Here is a 22,645-nt window from a genome sequence, read left to right as displayed (position 1 = left end):
AATGAAAAAGTTAAAAATACAGGATTTTATTTCTATCGGCATTTATACCGCTATTTATTTTTTAGTCGTAACGATTGCAATGGTCATTTTACGATTTACAGTTCCAGCCTTTAATTCAATTCTTATTCCGAGCGCTACAGCACTTTTTGCAGGGATTGTTTATCTATTGGTGATCCACCGCATTCCTCGTTTTGGAGCGATTACGATCATGGGTAGTGTGATGGGGCTATTCTTTTTAATTTCAGGTCATTTTCCGTTATCATTTTTACCTAATATCCTTTGTGCGGTAGCGGCTGACTGGATTCAGTATCACACAAAACTATCTGGAAAAATTCGAACAATGGTCAGTTACACTGTGTTTAGTTTTGGTTTGATGGGACCTGTACTACCATTGTGGTTTATGAAAAATGCTTATATTGATTCATTGGTGGCTCGTGGCAAAGATGCAGTTTACATCGATAAAGTATTTGCACCGATCACAACAACAACCTTTTATGTTTGTGTTGCAGCTGTCATTATCTGTAGTATTTTAGGCATAATGATTGGACAAAGGATTTATGAGAAGCACTTTGACAAAGCTAAAGGAAAAAATTATGGAAAAAACATACGTAACGTTTGATCCCAGAAGTAAACTTTGTACGATTTTATTTGCCAGCTTTTTATTGATGTTTCCATTACCATTTAAAGCAGAAATTTTATTTGTGACGCTCTTGTATGGATTATTTATTTTAAATGGTAGTCTAAAAAAAGGCACGATTTTTTATAGTATTTTTTGGTTGCTTGTTTTAGGAGATTATTTATTATTTCCTTATATCGATAATGGTTTTGCGGCGTTCTTTGATTTTTTATTTGTAGGGAATCGGCGGATGCTACCAACGATTATGGCGGCAGCTTTTGCTATGAATCGGACAAAAATTAGTGAATGGATTGCGGCTTTAAAAAAGTGCCATGTGCCTTTTGGTCTAATTATCCCCTTAACGGTGCTATTTCGATTCTTTCCTACACTTTTTCAAGATTTTAGAAGCATTCGCAATGCGATGAAATATCGTGGGATTGCTGTTTCTACGATTGATTTGTTCCTTCATCCATTTCAAACGATGGAGTACATTATTGTACCAATCTTGATGTCGGCAGAAAATACATCGTTAGATTTATCTTCGGCGGCATTAGTGCGTGGGTTAGGAAACCCCCAATCGCATACCAGTGTCTATGAGATTCGTTTAAAAGTTCAAGATTATTTATTGATTGGTACATTGATTCTTTGTGGCATTGTTGGGAGGTTGATTGAATGATTGATTTACATGATGTGACGTTTGCTTATGAAGATCAGGAAACGATCATCCAAGAAGTAGAATTACAAGTCAAATCGGGTGAGTTTATCGTTTTATGTGGTAAAAGTGGCTGCGGTAAATCGACGCTTTTAAGAATTCTAAATGGTTTGATTCCTGAATTATACACTGGAGAATTAACGGGAACAGGTTCTGTTTTAGACCAAGAGTTGTTAACAAAAGAATTTAATGCGTATGTGCGTGATATTGGGGTTGTGTTTCAAAATCCAAAGACACAATTTTTTACGAGTGATGTATATTCTGAGTTGGCATTTGCGATGGAAAATTATGGCATACCAAGAGAAGAAATGATCCGTCGAATCGATGAAATAACCAGTTTGTTCTCGTTAGAAGAATTTTTAGAACGAAGTATGTTTCATTTATCTGGTGGTCAAAAGCAATTGATTGCTTTTGCTTCTGCCAGTATGCTGAAGCATCGTTTATTTTTATTAGATGAACCGTCAAGTAATTTGGATGAAGCAACGATTGAGCAATTAAAAGCCTACTTGCAAGTATTGAAAAATCAAGGGATGACGATCATTGTATCTGAGCATCGTTTGTATTATTTGACGGATCTGGCAGATCGCTATTTAGTTATGGACAAAGGACATATCGTTAAAGGGTATACAAGTCAAGAAATGAGAACGAAATCCTCTTTAGAAATCAAGGGAATGGGGTTACGTTCTCTTGAACAAACATCTCTTAAAAAAGTTGTAGAACCAGATAAAACTGAAGGGAAACTGACGTTAACATGTGTGGGGCTAGAGTTTCATTATCGCAAACAATCATCTGTGCTGAAAATCCCTTCACTAACCTTGAATAGCTCTTATATTACTGGAATCATTGGGCATAATGGTGCAGGCAAATCAACGTTTTCAAAACTTTTATCTGGATTGATCAAACCAAAAGAAGGCGTGATTAAGTTAAACGAGCAAGTCATGAATCCAAAAGAGTTGATTAAGGAAAGTTTTGTTGTGATGCAAGATGTTAATTTACAATTGTTTTTTGAAACAGTTGAAAAAGAGATAAGCTTGAATGCTAAAAACACAAATGAGTTTGATAAAATTGTCGCTATGCTGAATTTAGAACCACTTTTATGTCGGCATCCGCAAACCTTATCAGGCGGCGAAAAACAGCGAGTTGCAATTGCAAGTGCCTTATTATCAGGGAAAAAAATTATCATATTTGACGAGCCAACAAGTGGGTTGGATTTGATGCATATGGAAGAGGTCAGTAACACGATACGTTGGTTGCACCATGAAAATATTTTAGTTTTAGTGATTACGCACGACAAAGAGTTTCTCAATCAAACCTGTCAGCGAATCCTTCATTTTGAAAAAGGAAATAGTATCGAAGATTACTTTATTGAACCAACTATAAAAGAATAATGGAGGCAAAGATATGTACATTGTAACCAATACGATCCAGACAGAAACGGACCATTCTCAAAAAATCATTCAACAATTCACCGCAGGGCATACCAAAGAAAGTATGGAAGCTGTGGAAGGATTCTTGAATTTCCAATTAATGCACCGTACATTGCCAGACAATCCCGAGGTTACTGAACTGGTTGTTTTAAGCCGCTGGACGTCAAAAGAGCATCAAAAAAATTGGGTGAAAAGCCAATCATTCAAAAAAATGCATCAAAAGAAAGAACCCAAACAAGAATCATCAAACGAAAAAAAACGTCCTGGTATTATTTCAAGTACAATCGCTGAATATGAAGTATTAACATAAGCATACAAAAAAAGATTTCTGTTAGAGCATACTGGCAGAAGTCTTTTTTTTGTCTCTTTTGATAATGTTTTCATGAAATGTCCACAAAATAGAAAATAGTTGAAAATATTACCGAAATCGTTTTCTTTTTAAGTAATCCAGAGTATATTAAGTGTGAACAGTGATGGAAGGAGAATTTAAAATGAAGAAGATACATGTCGTCGCTCATACCCATTGGGATCGTGAGTGGTACTTTAGTGATAATGAAGCGTTTATACAATTTTCTTATCATATGGACGAGGTGATTTATGCATTAGAAAAGAATGAATTAGATTACTATTACTTGGATGGTCAATTAAGCATTATTGATGATTACTTAAAAGTTTATCCTGAAAAAGAAACAAAAATCAAAGAATTAGTTGAAGCAAACAAATTATTTATCGGTCCTTGGTATACACAAATGGATGAATTTGTAGTGGCTGGTGAATCAGTCGTCAAAAATTTACAAATCGGAATCGATATGTCGAAACGATTAGGTGGACACACTTCACTGGGCTATCTTCCTGATTCATTTGGACAAGGTAAAGATATGCCGAAAATCTATAATGGTTTTGGTATCACAGATGCAGTATTTTGGCGGGGAATGCCTAATGAAGTCACAAAAAGTCGTGAGTTTTATTGGGCAGCCGAAGATGGTTCAAAAGTATTAACGATCAATATTCGCAATGGTTATTATGCAGGAGTAGCACTTGTTGAAGGTGAACTTTATCAAAAAAAAGCGATGCTGGAACTTGTATCTGAGGATAGTGCAACTGAGATAGTAACATTACCAGTTGGCGGAGATCAGCGCGCAGTGGATCGAGATTTAAAAGCAATCATTCAAGATGTAAATGAACAATTCGGTACAGAATACAAAATCGAAGAAAGCAATTATCCCCATATTTTTAATTTATTAAGAGAGAAAACAAATGAATTACCAACCGTTCAAGGTGAGTTTATGAGTGGTAGTGTTTCAAAAATCCACCGTTCAATTTATTCGTCAAGATATGACTTAAAAAAATTAAATGACACAATCGAAAATCGCTTGATTTTCCAATTAGAACCATTGATGTTGATGGCCGATGATTTAGGGATTCCATTTAAACGAGAACTACTAGACTATATTTGGAAATTGTTATTGAAAAACCATGCTCATGATAGTATTGGTGGATGTAATACGGATAAAACAAACGAAATGATTTTAGCTAGATACAAAGAAGCTGATCAATTATCCTATTCGACGATCGACTATTTAGTAAGAAAAATTTCTGAATCAATTCAAGGAATCAAAGAAAATGACTTGATTTTATTTAACACATTACCTTACACAAGAACCGATCCGTATGTGGTAGAAGTAAGTACGAAACATGAGAAAATAAGGTTGTTTGATGAAATGAACAATGAAGTAGATAGCCAAATCTTGTCTACAGAAAAGGTGTATGCTGGTGAAGTAAGACGCTCAGAAAGCGATTATGATGAAGCAAAATATTACTATATCCACAAAGTAAGTTTTAGAAAAGAAACCAGACCGCTTGGCTATACGATCGTAACCGTGAAGGAACAAACTGGATCAAATTCTAGCGTTATAGCATTGAATGTAGAAGATAAACATATTGAAAATGAGCTGTACAAAATATCCTTTTCAAAGGGTAAGTTTTCTATTTTAGTGAAGAATCAAGGCAAAACATATGAAAACTGTTTATATATGGAAGAGTCAGGGGACGAAGGGGATACGTATGATTATTCACCTGCCTATCATGATAAAGTCTACCAGCTAAACTTTGATACGACAGATATTACTGTTCAAACAGGAGCATTTTTATCTACGATGACCTTAAATGGTCAGTGGTCATTGCCAAAAGACCTACATGCTAGAAAAGTGGGCGAAATAAATGTTCAAATCGATTATACCTTTACATTGTCATTAAGCAAAGATTCTAAGCGAATCGATATGAACGTTAAACTTAATAACCAAGCCATGGATCACCGTATGCGCCTAGTTGTAAAAACACCAGTTAAAACTCAAGTCAGTTACGCAGACACCTTATTTGGAATTGTTGAAAGAAATAACCAAGACCCTCATATTCATGATTGGAAAAAACTTGGTTGGAAAGAAGAACCAACTGAAATTTATCCGATGATTCACTATTCTACTATTCATGACGACACTTCTAGTTGGTCAATAATGAGTAAAGGAATCAAAGAATACCAAGTAATTGATAGCAGTCTGTATATTACCTTGTTTAGAGGTGTAGGATTTTTAGGCAGACCAGAGTTATTAAGAAGACCAGGAGATGCTTCTGGGAATCAATATCGTTATATTCCAACTCCAGATAGTCAATTATTAGGAAACTTAGAAATGGCATTATCTTTGATCATAACGGATGATTTTGATCCAGCTATGATTCAAAAAGAATACCAAATATACTCAGTAACAAGTCCATATTATCAAGTTCAAACGCTGAATCGATTTACTAATCCAATTCAATATTTCCAAAGTAATAAAGTTGACCAATTGAATTCTTTAAAAGAATTTATCGATTTAAACAATTCAAAATTGGTATTTAGTGTATTGGAATTAAGTCGGGATGGTCAATGGGTCAATATTCGTTTGTATAATCCATCATTAACAGAGGCAGTCACAAATGAAAAAATAACTTTAGCAACTGAATCTACTGTTCGTTTTGTTGATTTAAATGGTGATTTACTTGAATCATTAGGTAAGTTAAAGGAAGTTTCATTAGGATCGTTTAAACCAGGAGAAATCAAAACTGTTTCAATACAAAGATAACAAGAGAAAGGTCGATTTAAGATGAAAATAAATATCGAGAAAATTCAAGAACCATTATTAAAAATCGCCAATAAAGTAGACAATAACAGTGTCTTACAAGCAATCAAAAATGCGTTTATCAGCAGTATTCCATTTACAGTGGTAGGATCATTTTCTAACTTGATCAAGATGCAAATCGATGCATTTTTTGGGGAAACAGAGATCGGTCAAACCGCCTCTGCAATTTTTGGAAATGTCTATCTAGGAACGCTTGGAATCGTTGCGTTATTGATTGTCTTTTCTACAGCTTATAATTATGCAAAAGAGTTGATGAAAAAACATCCAGAAGCCAATATCAATCCACTGTTGGCAACATTATTAGCCTTTGCTGCTTATTTTGTTATGGTCCCTAACAATGTGAATTTTGCAGATAGTTCTGCGGATATCGTTCAAGGCTATGCAAATAATTTCTTCAGTTATGAAGGGATGTTTACAGCGTTGATCGTTGGATTACTGGCAGTATTTCTTTATTCGATTTTGGCAAAACATAAAATTGCGATTAAACTTCCAGGAAATGTTCCGCCAAATGTCTTTGATTCTTTCTTTGCTTTGATTCCAATTTCGATTGTATTATTAGTTTGTTCTGTGATGAAAGTGGTAATCGAAGCGTTTGATTTTAATTCCTTTATGGATATGGTTAGCCAATTATTTGTGCAACCTTTGACTTCTGTAGGAACAGGATTACCTGCAATCATTGTTGTTATTTTATTAGAACAAATCTTATGGTTCCTAGGCTTACATGGATTTAATATCGTTTGGGGTGTCGTCTCAGCATTATGGTTGCCAATTTTCTTGGAAAACGTTGCAAAATTTGCAGAAACAAAAAGTTTTGCTGATATCTCCGTAGCACCAAATACGATGACAAACGTATATGCAATGATCGGTGGTTCTGGTGCGACGTTTGGATTGATTTTAGCTATCTTGATTTTTACACCGAAAACATACAGTGGACGCGAAGTAGCAAAACTTTCCTTTATTCCTGGATTATTCGGAATCAATGAGCCGATTATTTTTGGATTTCCAATCGTACTTAATCCATTGATGTTTATTCCATTTGTATTTGTACCAGTTTTTAATGCAATTGTCGCTTATATCGTGACAAAAATCGGCTGGGTCGTGCCACTTGTTGTGCTAAATTCAGGAAATGAACCAATCTTTATCAGTACTTGGATTTTAGGTGCATTCCATTTGAGTCCTGTGATTTTAACTGCTGTATTAGTTGTTTTAGATATATTCATTTATGCGCCATTTGTACGTATGAATATGAAATTTGATGAAAGCCAATTACTTAATGCACAAGATTAGTAAATACTCATAGATAACAAGAGGTAAACTGAGCTTGAAAATAGCTCAGTCTCTTGTTTTCTTTACTATAATGAAAGGTGTGATCAAATATGGAAAGTTACATTGAACTAATCATTCAAGCAAACCAAAAGAAGTTTACCGATGTAGAACGTGTGATTGCACAGTATTTTCTTGATGGAAATAAAGAGCTGGGCATTCAAGAGCTTGCTAAAAAACTTAGCGTGTCGAATTCATCGATCACCCGATTTTGTAAAAAAATTGGTTTAGCTAATTATAAAGAACTGATTTACTTATATAAATATTCCAGTAAAGGGGCAAAAAATCAAAATGATTCAAGTATTAGCTATGTGAATTTGAATTATTCTTTGTTGCTTAATGATATTATCGAGAAACTTGATAAAGAAGAAGTCAAAAAAGCAGCACTAATGATCGATGCTGGACGGATCATTCATTATTGGGGAACAGGTTATAATGCTTTTTGCGGAGAAGATTTTCAGTTTAAATTCTCGCGACTTGGAAAAATTGTCAACGTGATCAAAGACGAGCATTCGATTTCGATGATGGCACACGGAGTACAACAAGGTGATCTTGTTGTTGTATCTTCGATTTCTGGTGACAATGAAGCAATTCAAGAAGCAGTAAAAACTGTCTCTGAGAAAAATGCTAAAGTGATCGTAATCACAGCCAACGAAAAAAGTCCGTATAAAGAATTTTCTAATGCCTTTTGCTTAACAAGTTCTATGGGGAAAAAGGATATGGGCGGAATATCACCTCAGATTCCTGTACTGACAGTGATTGATATTTTATATACAGAAATTTTGGCGATGTATCATGAAGATACGATCAAGTCATGGATCAAATCAGAAGTGATCTTAAAAGGAAAGTAAAAGGAGAATTAGCATGGGTATAAACTATTCAAAGTCGGTAATCGAGCATATAAAAACAGAAGTAGCAAAACGATCTAGTAATCCTAGATGGAGTGAAGTATTCTCAAATTGTTTTGATAATACCTTAGAAACAACCGTAAGAACAACTGCTAAGGATACCTTTGTCATTACTGGTGATATTCCAGCGATGTGGTTGCGAGATTCATCTGCTCAAATCAAGCCTTATTTAGTCGTAGCAAATGAAGATGATACAATCAAACAACTTATTTGCGGATTAGTTGATCGCCAAGTAAAATGCATCTTGATCGATCCTTATGCCAATGCATTTAATGAAACTGAAAATGGTCATTGCTACCATCAAGATATAACAGAAATGAACGGCTGGGTTTGGGAACGAAAATATGAAGTGGATTCTTTATGTTATCCAATTGAATTAGCTTATTTATTATGGAAAAAAACAGGAGAAATAAAACATTTCACTAGTGATTTTAAACGTGCGGCTGAAACAATTATTGGTGTTTTTAAAACAGAACAACATCATGAAACGTCACCTTATCGTTTTGAGCGTTTTGATGAAAGACCAGAAGATACGCTTTCTAACAATGGGCTAGGTGAACCATTTGGATATACCGGCATGACGTGGTCTGGTTTTCGACCGAGTGATGACAGCTGTACATATAATTATTTAATTCCAGCCAACATGTTTGCTGTCGTTATTTTAGGGTATTTAGAAGAAATTTCTAAGGAGATTTACGGAGACGATTTACTAGCAAAAAAGGCTAATCAGCTGAAAAAAGAAATTGATCAAGGTATTTCTAAATGGGGAATCGTTGAGCATTTAGGGCGAAAAGTTTATGCTTATGAGGTAGATGGACTAGGAAATTATCTCTTGATGGATGATGCGAATGTACCTAGTTTATTAGCCGCACCTTATTTAGGGTACTGCGAAATTAATGATACTGTTTACCAAAATACCCGTGCTCTGATTTTATCTGAAAAAAACCCCTATTACTATGAAGGAACTGAGCTAAAAGGTGTGGGAAGTGAGCATACGCCTAAAGAGTATGTCTGGCCGATTGCATTATGTATCCAAGGATTAACGACGGGGAATCAATCTGAAAAAGCGGCACTTTTAGATACACTAGTTCAAACTGAGGCCGGAACAAACCATATGCATGAAGGAATCAATGTGAACGATTCAAATCAGTATACTCGTGAATGGTTTTCTTGGGCGAATATGATGTTTTGCACGTTGCTTTTAGATTATCTAAAAATTAGTGAATAGGAGAAAACCAATGAAAAAATTTCCAGAGTATTTTTTATGGGGAGCAGCAACATCTGCTCCGCAATCAGAAGGTTATAGTTCTTTAAATGGGAAATCTCCATCTACTTGGGATAAATGGTACGAAATGAATCCAGAGAAATTTCAAAAAAATCAAGGACCGGAGCATACATCAATGATGTATGAAACCTACGTTGAAGATATTAAAAGAATGAAAGAAATTCATATGAACTCCTTTAGGACTTCTATTGCATGGACTCGTTTATTGCCAGATGGTAAAACTATCAATCAAGAAGCAGTTGATTTTTATCGTAACTATTTCTCTGAATTGCGTTCAAATGGTGTAAAACCGATCATTAATCTATTTCATTTCGATATGCCATGGTGGCTGATGGAAAAAGGTGGCTGGGAAACACGAGAATCAGTGGATGCCTTTGCATTTTATGCGAATACTTGTTTTGAATTATTCGGTGATTTAGTGGAGCGGTGGACAACCTTTAACGAGCCAATGGTTCATGTGGAATGCGGTTATCTATATGGCTATCATTATCCTGCAATCATTGATTTGAAAAAAGCAGTTCAGGTTGGCTTCCATACATTGATGGCACACACAATGGCAGTTAAAGCCTTTAAAGATGGCCATTATTCAGGAGAAATTGGTATTATTTTAAATGTATCTCCATGCTATCCCAAGAGCCAATCGGAAGAAGACTTGAAGGCTGCAGAACTTGCAGATTTATTGAACACGAAAAGCTTTTTAGACCCAACCGTTTTAGGAAAGATTCCTGAAAAATTGATCGAATGTTTGATTGAAAATGAGTTGCTACCGAAAGTAAAAGAGCAAGATCTACAACTGATCCAATTAAACATAGTTGATTTTATTGGCATGAATTATTATCAACCGCGTCGTGTTCAAGCACCGATTAAAGTACACAAACCAGCGATTTCACCGGCTGATTTTTACGATCATTATGATTGGCCAGATAAAAAAATCAATCCCTATCGAGGATGGGAAATTTATCCTGAGGCATTGTATGACGTTGCCATGATGATAAAAAATCAATACAACAATATAGCTTGGTATGTGTCAGAAAATGGGATGGGGGTAGCTGAAGAAGACCGTTTTCTAGATGAAAACGGAATGATTCAAGATGATTACCGGATCGAATTTATGAAAGAACATTTGGATCAGTTGTATAAAGGAATCGAAGAAGGTAGTAATTGTTTCGGGTATCATTCTTGGACCTTCGTTGATTGTTGGTCTTGGTTGAATGGCTATAAAAATCGATATGGATTTTACCGTTTGGATTTAAATAATAATCAGCGTTCTTTGAAAAAAAGTGGACTTTGGTTTAAAGAACTGATTGATCAAAATGGATTAAGTTAAAATGTAATGAAATTGAATAAAGGATTTATTTATAGGTTTATATTAATTGAAAAATGGATGGATTAATATAGAAAAAACTAATACCAGAGGGCAAACTTATCAACGTATGAGTTTGCCCTCTGGTATTAGTATGTTTAGTTAGCTAAAAACAAAGCAATTATTTTACAACCAGCACATTACAAGGAGCATATTGTACAACATAACTCGTCGTAGTACCGAGCTGATTGGATTGAATCATCCCTTTACCAGTAGCTCCGATAATAATTAGATCAATTGATTGATTGGTAGGAACAACAGAAGAAATCATTTCTTTTGGATTGCCAATTTCAACAAGCGGTATCACATCGTCTAAACCTTGTTCAGTGGCATAATAAATATTTTTTAGCAGTTCTTTTTCAATCGCTTCCTTTTCTTCAGAGAGCACTTTCGAATACGCATAAGAACTATGACTGATTGCATTTTCGTCAACAACAGATAATAAATATAAGGTAGCATCTTTTTCTTTTGCAATAGCAACACCATATTGTAGCGCCAACTCAGCATTTTTAGATCCATCAACAGCAACTAAGATGTTTGAGTAGTTATTGATCATTTTAATCAGCACCTTTCTTTATCTATCTTTATTATATCATGTTCGTTAACAGAGGTTAAACAAATCGATGAAAGGAAAGAATAATCAACTTTAAAAAAAACGATAAGAAGTCAGAAAAAATCTGATTTCTTATCGTCGAATGATTGTTACAAACCAAGGAATGGTGCTGGATTAACAAAGCCACTCCATAATCCTGTTGAAATACTAAAATGTAAATGTACACCAGTAGAATTTCCAGTTGTTCCCATACCGCCTAGATTTTGCCCAGCGCTCACGCTTTGTCCTGCTGAAACACTTAAACTACTCATGTGTAAATAGTATGAATAGTAGCCATTATCATGCTTGATTACAACATGATTTCCAGCCATACCACTATAATTAGCACTGACGATTTCACCTGATCGAGCAGCCATGATTGGTGTGCCGCTGGCACCACCAAAATCAATGCCATCGTGGAAACTACCTGAGATTCCAGTAGGATCTTCACGGCCGCCGAATCCACTTGTAATAGTTAAATTTGCAACGGGAGCAGACCAACCACCGGAAGAGGCTGGAGGAGTCGGAGCTTGTTGAGTGTTGTCAACGGCATCGTTAGTGCCAGTATCAGGTGCAGTTACTAATTTTTCTTTTTCAGGTATTTGAGCAGAAGCTGCTTGTTTTGCTTTGGTTTGTTCTTCAGCCTGTTCTTTGGCTTGTTTTTCAGCAATTGCCTTAGCTTGTGCTTCTTTTTTCTTTTCTTCAGCAATTGCCTTTAATTGGGCTTCTTTTCTTTTTATAGCTTCTTCTTTTTGTTTAACAAACTTATCTTTTTCAGCCGTTTCACTTGCAAGATTTGCAGCAATCTCATTGATTTTTACATTCTGCTCAAGTTTTGCTTCAGCTAACGCGGCTTCTTTTTCTTCAAGCTCTTCGGTCTTTATCTCAAGTGATTTTAATGTTTCTGTTAGTGATATCTTTAATGTATCAAGTTCTTTTTTATCATCTTTTTGAGCGGTCAAAATATCGTTATTTGCAGTGACTAACGTATTAACAGCTATTGCTTTTGTAATGGCATCAGAAAAAGATTCAGCACTTAATAACACAGTCAGCATCGATTCTTGCTCATGATTAGTTTGAGTGGTTCTAGCTTGAGCTCGTAACTGTTCATTTCTTTTTTTGATTTTTGTTTCTAAATTTGCAATATCTGTATTCAATTTGTTCATTTCTTTTTCATGTTTTTGTTTTTCAGAGAGGACTGTTTGATATTCTGTTTCGATCGTTGTGATCTCAGTTTCTAAAGTAGCTAAATAGTCTTTGGCATCTTTTTCACTCTTTATGATATCTTCGATTTTCTTGGTTTGATTTTCGATTTTTTGATCGATATCATCAGCTAATACGCTCATTGGGGCAGCGTTTACTAATAACATAAATGAAATTGTAACCAGTAATTTTTTCTTCAAGTTGCGTTCCTCGCTTTATATTAATCATTTTAAACGGATAACTTTTCAAAAAAGTCATCGTTATTATTCTTCAATAACACAAGATAAAGTATACCATAGTCCTTCAAGAATAATCATGCTTAAAGAGTAAGATTAATAGAAAATGGTGAAATTTAAAATCCGGCAATAAAGGTATCATCTAATTGTAATATATGAAACTTACTATTAATAAGAAAGTATATTTGTAATAGTTAATAAAACCACTTCTAAATAAGAAAGTAACACTATTTTTCGTTATTTTCAGAATAAAATTCATCAAGTAAACCGACTAAATCATTTTTAGCTTGTTCGAATTTTTTCTTCATAGTTTTCTCAGATAAGGGTTTCTTTGTTCTCCGTACTTTTGTTAGTTCAGTATAATCAGCTATTTTTGATGGGAAGTTATTTTTATAAGCTATATCATTAGTGAGAACTTCTGACAATATAGTAAAAATTTGAGGAATCGATAGAACGTGACTACTTGTCTCGGTACGTTTTAACAGATCAAAGACTAAAAATAAAACGGATGCATTGATTTCTTTTTGACTGGATTCAAGTAATAATTCTTCAATCATTGGTAGAAAATTCGCCCTGTAACGGTCGTTTTTTTCAATTCTATAAGTTGTAGAATCTTCCGCTATCAGTGATGTATTTTTTTCTGAAAGTTCTAGATTATAACGTGTTTCAAATAAATCTGGAAACAATTCATTTGCTGCAGTTAGAATCTTCAAGTCTTGAGAGTAAGTAATTTTTTGTTTTTTTAATACGTGAACTAATCGTTCAAGCTGCTCTTTACTAAGGTCTTTTTGTAAATTTGCTTCTGTCAGTAATTTCTTTACATACTCTATGAACTCTCCGTAGCGAATCCAATCAGCTGTGGTATTACCTAGTATCGCTATTTTTTCTAATCGCTCTTTTTTTGGCAGGTTATTTCCTTTTTCCCAATTATTTACTGTACTTGCACTGGAATTTCCAACCAGATTAGAAAAAAGAGCCATTGAATAGTTGTGTTGCGTTCTAATTTTTCTGATTCTGTTTCCAGCTTCTTTTAAATCTATTTCCAAAATAATACCTCCTTAAATTAAATATACATTAGGCTTGTTTGTGAGCTAAAAATCTTTCTTCTACTATATCATTACTTTCGGAATAAATGTACCGTTTTTTTTTCATTTTATTCTTGTAATATCTCTTGTGGCATGGTATAGTTTTTGTACCGAAATTTATTCAATTTATCATTTTTTTGTATTCATTATTTTTATGTTGAATGTACTTGTATTTAGATGATTGCGATGTTTTTGATTGAAATTTTATATATTTAACATCAGAAAAAAACATACACTAGATACAATACATATATTTTTTTGATGCACTCAAAAAAGTAGAAGTGCCGAAAAATATTCATTTTAAAGGAGGATAAGTGTAAATGAAAAAAATAATTAGAGTTGAGGAGCAAAAAAATCATCTTTTGTATCAATTTTTAGAAAAACTCAATAGAGAGATTCCTCATCAAGAAAACAATCAAAGAATGGAAGAACATTGTGTGAACCAGTATAAGCTGTTGGTCAATATGTCTTTTAGCGCAAATATTTTGTATAAAGGGTTAGATTACGCATGTCATGTCTACAATCATGTTGCCAAGATTGAGTATACACGACTATGCAAGCTGATCATAAAACAAAATTTTGATAGAGACCTAACAGAGGCGTTATTAAAAAAATTAAAGAAAGCGCAAAACGAATTATTCCTGCATTCACCGCTCACTAAAGAGTCAGAGGGAATCGATATATTTTATGGATTTACTGGAGGAAATCGGAAAAAATACAAAGCGAATCGAAAAGCAATCAAACAAATGTACATTGAAATAAAGCAGGAATCTAAAAAAAATGTCTATAGATATATCAAGGATACGTACAGTAGAAAGTGCAATAGGATCAAAGAGAAAATAGCATATACCCGTTGGCTTTTAAAGAGTTACACGTGGCATTGAATAACCTGGCTTAACATTAATATACGCAAAGAATCCATGTTTTTATGAATCAAGAGACTTTATTTTTCCCAAAAGATATGTTGTGCTATGCTTTAAATGAGGATATTACTTGCTTCCATAAAGAATTGTTCAAAAGTAAGATTACTACACAAACAAATCTTAAATTGAGAAAGAAGGATTTCTAATGAATAGCAATGAAGAAACACACAAAAATCACCACTCTCATAAAATGGAAAATATGGATCATAGTTCAATGAATGCTGATGATCATGAGCAAATGTCTAGTATGGATCACACCATGCACATGGGGAATTTTAAACAAAAATTTTGGCTGTCATTGATTCTTGCGATCCCAATTATTTTTCTATCACCAATGATGGGAGTTGATTTACCTTTTCAATTTACTTTTAAAGGTTCAGATTGGTTAGTATTGATTCTGGCTTCTATTCTGTTTTTTTATGGTGGTGAACCATTTTTAAGTGGTGCCAAAATGGAACTGAAACAAAAAAGTCCAGCAATGATGACGCTGATTGCCATGGGGATTTCGGTATCTTATTTTTATAGTGTTTATGCATTTGTCATGAACAAATTAATGCCGCAAAATCACGTGATGGATTTTTTCTGGGAACTAGCTACTTTGATCGTTATCATGTTATTAGGTCATTGGATCGAGATGAATGCAATTTCCAATGCTAGTGATGCCTTAAAAAAAATGGCTGAGCTTTTGCCAGATAAAGTGAAGCGATTAAATAAAGATGGCAGTGAAGAAGAAGTATCGTTGCAAGCTGTCAAAGAAGTTGATCACTTGGTCGTTCGATCAGGAGATAAAATACCTGCAGACGGTATAATCATTAAAGGAAATACATCAGTTGATGAATCAATGGTTACAGGTGAATCGAAAACAGTCACAAAAAAGGAAAATGATAAAGTGATCGGAGGTTCTGTCAATGGGAGCGGAACTATCGAAATAAGTGTAACAGGTACTGGGGAGACAAGCTATCTTTCAAAAGTTATGGATATGGTCAAAAAGGCACAGACAGAAAAATCAAAATTAGAATCTCTATCTGATCGAGTTGCTAAATGGTTGTTTTACATAGCACTTGGAGCAGGTGTGCTAGCATTTGTTGTTTGGCTTAGTATCGATAAAGACTTGAGTATTGCATTTGAACGAATGGTAACCGTCTTTATTATTGCTTGTCCTCATGCATTAGGCTTAGCAATTCCTTTAGTTGTGGCACGATCTACCTCAATTGCTGCAAAACATGGTTTGTTATTAAAAAATCGAAATGCATTGGAGCAAGCTAACGATATGCAATATGTTATGTTAGACAAAACGGGCACCCTGACACAAGGAAAATTCACCGTAACAGGAATTGAAATGATCACGAATGAAATCACAAAAAAAGAAGCTTTAAAGGTGATAGGTGCTTTAGAAAACAATGCCAATCATCCTTTAGCAATCGGCATCATGAATTATCTAAAGGAAAAAGCTATTTCTCCTTACAAGGCAGAAAATCTCCAAAGTATTTCTGGCGTAGGGCTTAGCGGTAAGGTTAATAAACAAGCCGTTAAAATTGTGAATGAAAAGGAAGTAGAACGTTTGACTATTTCTTTTGACCGCTCATTGAAGCAACGCTATCAAGAGCAAGGAAATACTTTAAGCTACTTAATTATCGATGATCAATTGATTGCGATGATTGCATTAGGAGATGTGGTAAAACCAGAGGCAAAACAATTCATCGTTGATCTAAAAACACAAGGAATCATTCCCGTAATGTTGACAGGTGACAATAAAGTAGCCGCTGAATCAGTTGCTCGTTACTTAGGAATTGATGAATTTCAAGGAGAATTATTGCCAGAAGATAAAGAAAAAATCATTCAAACGTATGTTACTGAAGGAAAAAAAGTCATGATGGTTGGTGACGGAATTAATGATGCTCCAAGTTTAGTAAGAGCGACGATTGGCGTTGCAATAGGGGCAGGGACGGATGTTGCAATTGATTCAGCTGACGTAGTCTTGACCGATAGTGATCCAAAAGATATTCTTCGTTTTTTAGATTTGGCTAAGCAAACACGGCGTAAAATGATTCAAAATCTTTGGTGGGGAGCTGGCTATAACATTATTGCAATCCCACTTGCGGCGGGTATTTTAGCTCCGTGGGGAATTTTATTGAACCCAGCTGTTGGAGCAGTGTTAATGTCTTTAAGTACCGTAATTGTTGCAGCAAATGCTATGACATTACGTATTCACAATTAAAAAATAAAAAGTAATGAATAGTGCGTATATTTTATATGTATATTCGTTACTTTTTTTGTATTCGATCGATATAAAGAAAATTTATTTTTTAGAGTGGAGGCTAGAAATGGAATACAACGAGATTCTTGATTTTGAATCAAGCAAATTGCTCAAGCTTTTTAATTTATTAAAATCAACAGATAATAACAGTTCATTAGAGAAACTTTCAAATGAATTAGGTATCAATGCTAAAACGATAGTAAGATCTATAAAGAAAATCAATCGGTTATTTAAACGTTATCAATTAGATGAGCATTTAGCGATTTGTAGATGGTCAAAGGATTATTTCTACTTAAAAAGAGACAATGACATATATGTGGACTATTTCTTAGTTCAGTATATAAGTGGTTTGCCAGAGATTACATTTTTAAAAGCAATTATTGAGGAAGAAAATAGTCAGGCGAAAAAGTTAGCAGAAAACTTGTTGATCAGTGAATCAAGTATGAGAAGACGAGTGAAAAAGATCAATGAATGGTTAAAAAAATTTGATATTCATTTAAAACGCGGAACGTATGAACTTGTGGGAGAGGAAGAACAGATTCGGGCATTTATTTTACATTTTTACTGGTTTGTCTATCAAGGAACAGAAAATAAATTTTTATTACTAAAAAAAGAAAGGAGCCAACAGTTAACGAATAAACTAGTTCATTTTTTTAAGATGCAAATCAATGATTTACAGAAGGAATCGCTTTTTCGAATCATTCAAATTGCGATATGGCGCTATCAAAAAGGAAAAAAGGTATGGATTAAGGAAGAGTGGAAGCAATATATCGAGAATAGTTTTATTTTTTCTAAATTTGTAAAAAAAATCAAGAGAGATGAAGAGAGTATAAACTGGGATTTTGAAGAGTTATCTTATCTTTATTTAATTATTCAGGCACATTTTTTGCCATATTTTGGCTCAAGTATGCAGGCTTATCTTATTGAAGAGCATTATTTGAAGAAGACAACTTGTTTTTCAAATACATTAGATGCGACGAATAAATTGAAGCAAGTATTTTGGGATACCAAGTTTAGCCATTCAAAGGCAAGTGTTGTATCATTTTTAGGGTTTCATTTATATTATGAGTTGGTTTCAGGCTTTATTTTTGAAAAAAATCAAACAAGATCAACCTTGAAAGAAAATTACCCGGATTTTATGAGAAAACTTGCTGAAGGAATATGTGAATTGGGTGAAAAAAGTTCAATTTATCAGCGAATACCAAAAGATACATTGTATTATCGTTATTTTATGATATTAAGCTCACTTATTTCACCAGTGTATGGTGAAAAGAGAATTTTTGTATGTTTAATGACTGATTTGTCGCTTGAAAAAGAGACGGAGTTAGGAGAAAGAATCAGCAATTTTTTCAGTAATAAATTTAATCTAGTGGTTGTATACGCTAGAACGTCAAAATCAATTTCATATGCTGATATTATTTTGACCACCGTTATTTATCAAGCTTTAAACCAAAAATATACCCAGCCTGTCTTACTTATTGAACCAAATTTTTCGGAAGAGGCAATATTACAAATAGAAAAATTACTAAAAAGAGTTAGAAAATGAAGCCCTTTCACTATTATGTGTTAAAATATAATTGTGAATATAATTTTAGGAGGTTTTCCAGTGAAGAAGATTCAATTTGGAACAAGTGATTTACAAGCTGCTTCCGTTATTCTTGGGTGCATGAGAATGAATGGTGCAGAAAATCCGGCAGAAATTATTGAAACTGCTTATGAACAGGGCATTGATTTTTTTGATCATGCAGATATCTATGGCGGGGGCGAATGTGAAACGATTTTTGGGAAAGCCCTGAAAGAGACCGAAATTAAAAGAGAAGATATTATCATTCAGACAAAATGTGGGATTCGTAAGGGCATGTTCGATTTTTCTAAAGAGCATATTATTGCTTCTGTTGAAGGAAGTTTAAAACGTTTAGACGTAGAGTATGTGGATGCGTTACTACTTCATCGACCAGATACACTTGTTGAACCAGAAGAAGTGGCAGCTGCTTTTGATCAGTTAGAAGCACAAGGGAAAGTTAAATATTTTGGTGTAAGTAATCAAAAACCAATGCAAATTGAGCTATTGAAAAAAACAGTAAAACAACCATTATTAGCGAATCAATTACAGTTTGGTATCAAACATACCGGCATGATCGATCAAGGGATTCACGTAAATATGACAGACGAAGCAAGTGTAGACAGAGACGGTAGCATTTTAGATTATTCTCGTTTAAATGAGATGACTATCCAAGCGTGGTCTCCTTATCAATACGGATTCTTTGAGGGTGTTTTTATTGGTAATGAAAAATTTTCAGAATTAAATACAACTCTGGATAAAATTGCTGAGCGCCACAATTGTACTTCAACAGGACTAGCTACTGCATGGATTTTAAGACATCCTGCTAATATGCAAGTTATTGCAGGAAGTATGAATAAAGAGCGAATTAAAGAGATTGCGAAAGCTTCTGATATTGTATTAAGCAGAGAAGAATGGTATGAAATTTATCGTGCTGCTGGGAATATTTTACCGTAACTTGTAAATCAAAAAAATGTTACTTAAATGATTTTCATAAAAAAATTGTAAGAATAAGCAGTTTTTGGCTAAAAAAGTTACATTTTAGAAATCATTCGTTCATATAATATTCACAAATTTCTTGTACTATAAAGACATAGAAGAAAGACTTTAGTAACAAGAAATCAATTTCATTTGTGTGAACTCCTATGAACCCGCTCTGAGTGTGCAGAGCGGGTTTTCTTTTGTTTTCAATTAAGCTTTGCGAACTTTAGTTCCTTCCTACTGCAAAGTTGGCAGATTTTTGTTAAAATAGATAGGAAACCAGTTTGCTGAAGATGAGGAGAAAAAAGATGACAAAAAATAAATTATTATTAGTTGATGGAAATAGTGTAGCATTTCGAGCGTTTTTTGCTTTGCACAATTCCCTAGAACGTTTTAAAAATAAAAATGGGTTACATACAAATGCTGTTTATGCGTTTAACAATATGTTTGAAAACGTGATGACAAAAGAAAATCCAACCCATGTTTTAGTTGCATTTGATGCAGGAAAAACAACCTTTAGAACCGAATTTTATCCAGAGTATAAAGCAGGCCGTTCGAAAACACCGGGAGAATTTAAAGAACAAATGCCTTATATTCGTGAATTGTTAACTGGTTTAGGTGTGAAATATTATGAGTTAGATAATTATGAAGCAGATGATATCATCGGAACTCTGGCTACTAAAGTGCCAAAAGACGAATTTGATGTTGTTGTATTATCTGGAGATCGAGATTTAACACAACTAGCAACAGACTCTGTAAAAGTAGATATTACGATTAAAGGAGTTAGCGATTTAGAAACGTATACGCCGGAACATGTAGCCGAAAAATACGATGGGTTAACACCAAATCAAATCATTGATATGAAAGGTTTAGCTGGAGATACTTCTGATAATATCCCTGGTGTGACTAAAATAGGTGAGAAAACTGCAATTAAACTATTGAAAGAGTTTGGTTCAGTCGAAGGTGTTTATGAAAACATTGATAGCTTGAAACAAAGTAAAATGAAAGAGAATCTGATCAATGATAAAGAACAAGCCTTTATGTCCAAACGCTTAGCAACGATCAATGTAGATTCTCCAGTCGAGATCAATATCGATGAATTGAAATATGAAGGAAAAGACTTGGATAAATTAATTCCGTTTTACAAAGAAATGGAATTCAAACAAATGCTGAGCAAATTAAATGTTGAAGAAGAAGCAATTGAGTTAGACGATGTCCATTTTGATGTGGTGGATACATTCACTGAAGAGATGTTTACTGACGATATGGCATTGTATGTTGAGATGTTAGAAGATAATTACCATATTTCACCTATTGTTGGCGTTGCGTGGGGAACGAGGAATAAAGTGTATACGACGAATAGCTTAGAACTATTTGAAAGTAAACCTTTTGTTGATTGGCTATTGTCAGATAAATACAAAAAAACGGTATATGATGCCAAACGCACATATGTTGCACTAAATCGTTATGTTGGTAAACCTCAAGGAATTAAGTTTGATGTATTGTTAGCTGCCTATCTATTAGATACTAATGATAATAGTGCGGATATTGAAGGTGTGGCACAACATTATGGTTACACCGATATCCATTCTGATGAATCAGTTTATGGAAAAGGTGCGAAAAAAGGCTTACCGGAAGACGATGAAGCTTTCTTTAGCCATCTCGCTCGAAAAGTTAACGCAATTCATTTTTTATCTGAAAAGCTAGATGCTGAATTAGTTGAAAAAAATCAAGCTGATTTGTTTTATAAAATGGAATTACCTCTTTCAAAAATTTTAGGTGACATGGAAATTACAGGAATTCGTGTAGATGCAAATCGATTAAAAGAAATGCGCATTGAATTTTCAAATCGGTTACATGAAATTGAACAAAAAATTTATGCAGAAGCAGGCGAAGAGTTCAACTTAAATTCACCAAAACAATTAGGGGTGATTTTATTTGAAAAAATGGGTCTGCCAGTAATTAAAAAAACAAAAACAGGTTATTCAACTGCTGTTGATGTATTAGAACAATTGAAAGAACAAGCACCGATCGTTGAAGATATTTTAGTTTATCGTCAAATTGCAAAAATCCAGTCAACCTATGTTGAAGGATTATTAAAAGTAATCCAACCAGATGATAAAATTCACACACGTTACGTTCAAACCTTGACTCAAACAGGTCGTCTAAGCTCAGTTGATCCTAACTTGCAAAATATTCCGATTCGTTTAGAAGAAGGACGTAAAATCCGTGAAGCCTTTGTACCAAGAGAGAAAGACTGGTTAATTTTTTCGTCTGATTACTCACAAATTGAATTACGTGTTTTAGCTCATATTTCAGATGACCAGCATTTGAAAGAGGCTTTCATTGAAGGTCAGGATATTCATTCAAGTACAGCAATGCGTGTCTTTGGTATCGAAAAACCGGAAGATGTGACGCCGAACATGCGTCGACAAGCAAAAGCAGTAAACTTTGGAATTGTTTATGGTATCAGTGATTATGGTTTGTCTCAGAATCTTGGCATCACAAGAAAGCAAGCGCAAGAATATATCGATACTTATTTTGAAAAATATCCAGGTGTTAAAAAATATATGGAAGATATTGTTCGTGATGCGAAAGATAAAGGGTTTGTCGAAACACTATATAACCGCCGACGCTATTTGCCTGATATCAATTCACGTAATTTCAATTTACGTTCTTTTGCAGAACGTACGGCAATCAATACGCCGATCCAAGGAAGTGCTGCTGATATTTTGAAAATTGCGATGATCAATATGCAAGAACGATTAAAAGAAGAAAATATGCAGGCGACAATGTTACTTCAAGTTCATGATGAACTTGTCTTTGAAGTGCCTGAAAGTGAATTAGAAAAATTGAATGCATTAGTTAAAGATGTGATGGAAACAGCTGTTGCCCTACATGTACCGTTGTTGACTGACAGCAGTTGGGGAAAAACATGGTACGAAGCAAAATAATGAACTAAAATAATCGAAGAAAAGACTGGCTAAACGAAAAAGT

Annotated in this window: 17 protein-coding genes; 14 read left to right on the top strand and 3 right to left on the bottom strand. The window is 34.2% G+C overall.

What is annotated here, in order from left to right:
• Position 1: 1 nt before the first annotated feature.
• From I583_RS07780 to I583_RS07740, 9 genes are all read left to right on the top strand, one after another.
• Positions 2 to 619, top strand: a complete 618-nt coding sequence (locus I583_RS07780) for an MptD family putative ECF transporter S component (RefSeq protein ID WP_010761045.1) — start codon at positions 2 to 4, stop codon at positions 617 to 619.
• The gene (locus I583_RS07775) at positions 594 to 1,292 is read left to right on the top strand and encodes an energy-coupling factor transporter transmembrane component T (protein ID WP_010761046.1); all 699 of its coding nucleotides are present in this window, start codon (positions 594 to 596) and stop codon (positions 1,290 to 1,292) included. The genes I583_RS07780 and I583_RS07775 overlap by 26 nt, the downstream gene beginning before the upstream one ends.
• A complete protein-coding gene (locus I583_RS07770; RefSeq protein WP_010761047.1) occupies positions 1,289 to 2,716 on the top strand; it encodes an ABC transporter ATP-binding protein in 1,428 nt (475 codons plus the stop codon). Before I583_RS07775 ends, I583_RS07770 begins: the two co-directional genes overlap by 4 nt.
• Before the next feature lie 13 nt (positions 2,717 to 2,729).
• Positions 2,730 to 3,065 carry an antibiotic biosynthesis monooxygenase gene (locus tag I583_RS07765; protein ID WP_010761048.1) on the top strand — a complete coding sequence of 112 codons (336 nt, stop codon included), beginning with the start codon at positions 2,730 to 2,732 and terminating at the stop codon, positions 3,063 to 3,065.
• Positions 3,066 to 3,246: 181 nt separating this feature from the next.
• Positions 3,247 to 5,874 (top strand): glycoside hydrolase family 38 N-terminal domain-containing protein, encoded by a 2,628-nt coding sequence (locus I583_RS07760; protein WP_010761049.1) that lies wholly within the window; start codon positions 3,247 to 3,249, stop codon positions 5,872 to 5,874.
• Positions 5,875 to 5,895: 21 nt separating this feature from the next.
• On the top strand, positions 5,896 to 7,218 hold the full coding sequence (locus I583_RS07755) for a PTS sugar transporter subunit IIC (protein ID WP_010761050.1): 1,323 nt from the start codon (positions 5,896 to 5,898) through the stop codon (positions 7,216 to 7,218).
• A gap of 89 nt (positions 7,219 to 7,307) precedes the next feature.
• Positions 7,308 to 8,105 carry a MurR/RpiR family transcriptional regulator gene (locus tag I583_RS07750; protein ID WP_010761051.1) on the top strand — a complete coding sequence of 266 codons (798 nt, stop codon included), beginning with the start codon at positions 7,308 to 7,310 and terminating at the stop codon, positions 8,103 to 8,105.
• A gap of 13 nt (positions 8,106 to 8,118) precedes the next feature.
• Positions 8,119 to 9,390: a glycoside hydrolase family 125 protein gene (locus I583_RS07745; RefSeq protein WP_010761052.1), complete on the top strand. Its 1,272-nt coding sequence runs from the start codon at positions 8,119 to 8,121 to the stop codon at positions 9,388 to 9,390.
• A gap of 10 nt (positions 9,391 to 9,400) precedes the next feature.
• Positions 9,401 to 10,774: a glycoside hydrolase family 1 protein gene (locus tag I583_RS07740; protein ID WP_010761053.1), complete on the top strand. Its 1,374-nt coding sequence runs from the start codon at positions 9,401 to 9,403 to the stop codon at positions 10,772 to 10,774.
• Between the two features lie 157 nt (positions 10,775 to 10,931).
• Here I583_RS07740 and I583_RS07735 read toward each other — a convergent pair whose 3' ends face one another.
• From I583_RS07735 to I583_RS07725, 3 genes are all read right to left on the bottom strand, one after another.
• A complete protein-coding gene (locus I583_RS07735; protein WP_010761054.1) occupies positions 10,932 to 11,366 on the bottom strand; it encodes a universal stress protein in 435 nt (144 codons plus the stop codon).
• Between the two features lie 146 nt (positions 11,367 to 11,512).
• Positions 11,513 to 12,805: a murein hydrolase activator EnvC family protein gene (locus tag I583_RS07730; RefSeq protein ID WP_010761055.1), complete on the bottom strand. Its 1,293-nt coding sequence runs from the start codon at positions 12,803 to 12,805 to the stop codon at positions 11,513 to 11,515.
• Positions 12,806 to 13,068: 263 nt separating this feature from the next.
• Complete coding sequence (locus tag I583_RS07725; protein ID WP_010761056.1) at positions 13,069 to 13,887, bottom strand: helix-turn-helix domain-containing protein; 819 nt, start codon at positions 13,885 to 13,887, stop codon at positions 13,069 to 13,071.
• Between the two features lie 359 nt (positions 13,888 to 14,246).
• Between I583_RS07725 and I583_RS07720 the strand changes: the two genes are divergently transcribed.
• The 5 genes from I583_RS07720 (at position 14,247) to polA (ending at position 22,602) form a co-directional block, all read left to right on the top strand.
• Positions 14,247 to 14,810: a hypothetical protein gene (locus I583_RS07720; RefSeq protein WP_010761057.1), complete on the top strand. Its 564-nt coding sequence runs from the start codon at positions 14,247 to 14,249 to the stop codon at positions 14,808 to 14,810.
• Between the two features lie 184 nt (positions 14,811 to 14,994).
• The gene (locus I583_RS07715; protein ID WP_010761058.1) at positions 14,995 to 17,067 is read left to right on the top strand and encodes a heavy metal translocating P-type ATPase; all 2,073 of its coding nucleotides are present in this window, start codon (positions 14,995 to 14,997) and stop codon (positions 17,065 to 17,067) included.
• A 106-nt stretch (positions 17,068 to 17,173) separates the two neighbouring features.
• On the top strand, positions 17,174 to 18,652 hold the full coding sequence (locus I583_RS07710) for an AcpB/EbpR/MafR family transcriptional regulator (protein ID WP_010761059.1): 1,479 nt from the start codon (positions 17,174 to 17,176) through the stop codon (positions 18,650 to 18,652).
• A 60-nt stretch (positions 18,653 to 18,712) separates the two neighbouring features.
• Complete coding sequence (locus I583_RS07705) at positions 18,713 to 19,624, top strand: aldo/keto reductase (protein ID WP_010761060.1); 912 nt, start codon at positions 18,713 to 18,715, stop codon at positions 19,622 to 19,624.
• Between the two features lie 332 nt (positions 19,625 to 19,956).
• Positions 19,957 to 22,602, top strand: a complete 2,646-nt coding sequence (polA, locus tag I583_RS07700; protein WP_010761061.1) for a DNA polymerase I — start codon at positions 19,957 to 19,959, stop codon at positions 22,600 to 22,602.
• The last annotated feature ends 43 nt before the right edge of the window (positions 22,603 to 22,645 follow it).

The sequence above is a fragment of the Enterococcus haemoperoxidus ATCC BAA-382 genome, assembly GCF_000407165.1.
Lineage (GTDB): Bacteria > Bacillota > Bacilli > Lactobacillales > Enterococcaceae > Enterococcus_L > Enterococcus_L haemoperoxidus.
Note: the sequence above shows the minus strand (reverse complement) of the source record. Positions and strands in the feature narration are given on the sequence as shown.

What these genes read in the sequence shown, in the direction of transcription:
- I583_RS07715 (WP_010761058.1), top strand. Translation starts at nt 14,995, where the DNA reads ATGAATAGCAATGAAGAAACACACAAAAATCACCACTCTCATAAAATG.
- I583_RS07765 (WP_010761048.1), top strand. Translation starts at nt 2,730, where the DNA reads ATGTACATTGTAACCAATACGATCCAGACAGAAACGGACCATTCTCAA.
- I583_RS07750 (WP_010761051.1), top strand. Translation starts at nt 7,308, where the DNA reads ATGGAAAGTTACATTGAACTAATCATTCAAGCAAACCAAAAGAAGTTT.
- I583_RS07735 (WP_010761054.1), bottom strand. Translation starts at nt 11,366, where the DNA reads ATGATCAATAACTACTCAAACATCTTAGTTGCTGTTGATGGATCTAAA.
- I583_RS07745 (WP_010761052.1), top strand. Translation starts at nt 8,119, where the DNA reads ATGGGTATAAACTATTCAAAGTCGGTAATCGAGCATATAAAAACAGAA.
- I583_RS07740 (WP_010761053.1), top strand. Translation starts at nt 9,401, where the DNA reads ATGAAAAAATTTCCAGAGTATTTTTTATGGGGAGCAGCAACATCTGCT.
- I583_RS07760 (WP_010761049.1), top strand. Translation starts at nt 3,247, where the DNA reads ATGAAGAAGATACATGTCGTCGCTCATACCCATTGGGATCGTGAGTGG.
- I583_RS07755 (WP_010761050.1), top strand. Translation starts at nt 5,896, where the DNA reads ATGAAAATAAATATCGAGAAAATTCAAGAACCATTATTAAAAATCGCC.
- I583_RS07775 (WP_010761046.1), top strand. Translation starts at nt 594, where the DNA reads ATGGAAAAAACATACGTAACGTTTGATCCCAGAAGTAAACTTTGTACG.
- I583_RS07710 (WP_010761059.1), top strand. Translation starts at nt 17,174, where the DNA reads ATGGAATACAACGAGATTCTTGATTTTGAATCAAGCAAATTGCTCAAG.
- I583_RS07770 (WP_010761047.1), top strand. Translation starts at nt 1,289, where the DNA reads ATGATTGATTTACATGATGTGACGTTTGCTTATGAAGATCAGGAAACG.
- polA (WP_010761061.1), top strand. Translation starts at nt 19,957, where the DNA reads ATGACAAAAAATAAATTATTATTAGTTGATGGAAATAGTGTAGCATTT.
- I583_RS07780 (WP_010761045.1), top strand. Translation starts at nt 2, where the DNA reads ATGAAAAAGTTAAAAATACAGGATTTTATTTCTATCGGCATTTATACC.
- I583_RS07720 (WP_010761057.1), top strand. Translation starts at nt 14,247, where the DNA reads ATGAAAAAAATAATTAGAGTTGAGGAGCAAAAAAATCATCTTTTGTAT.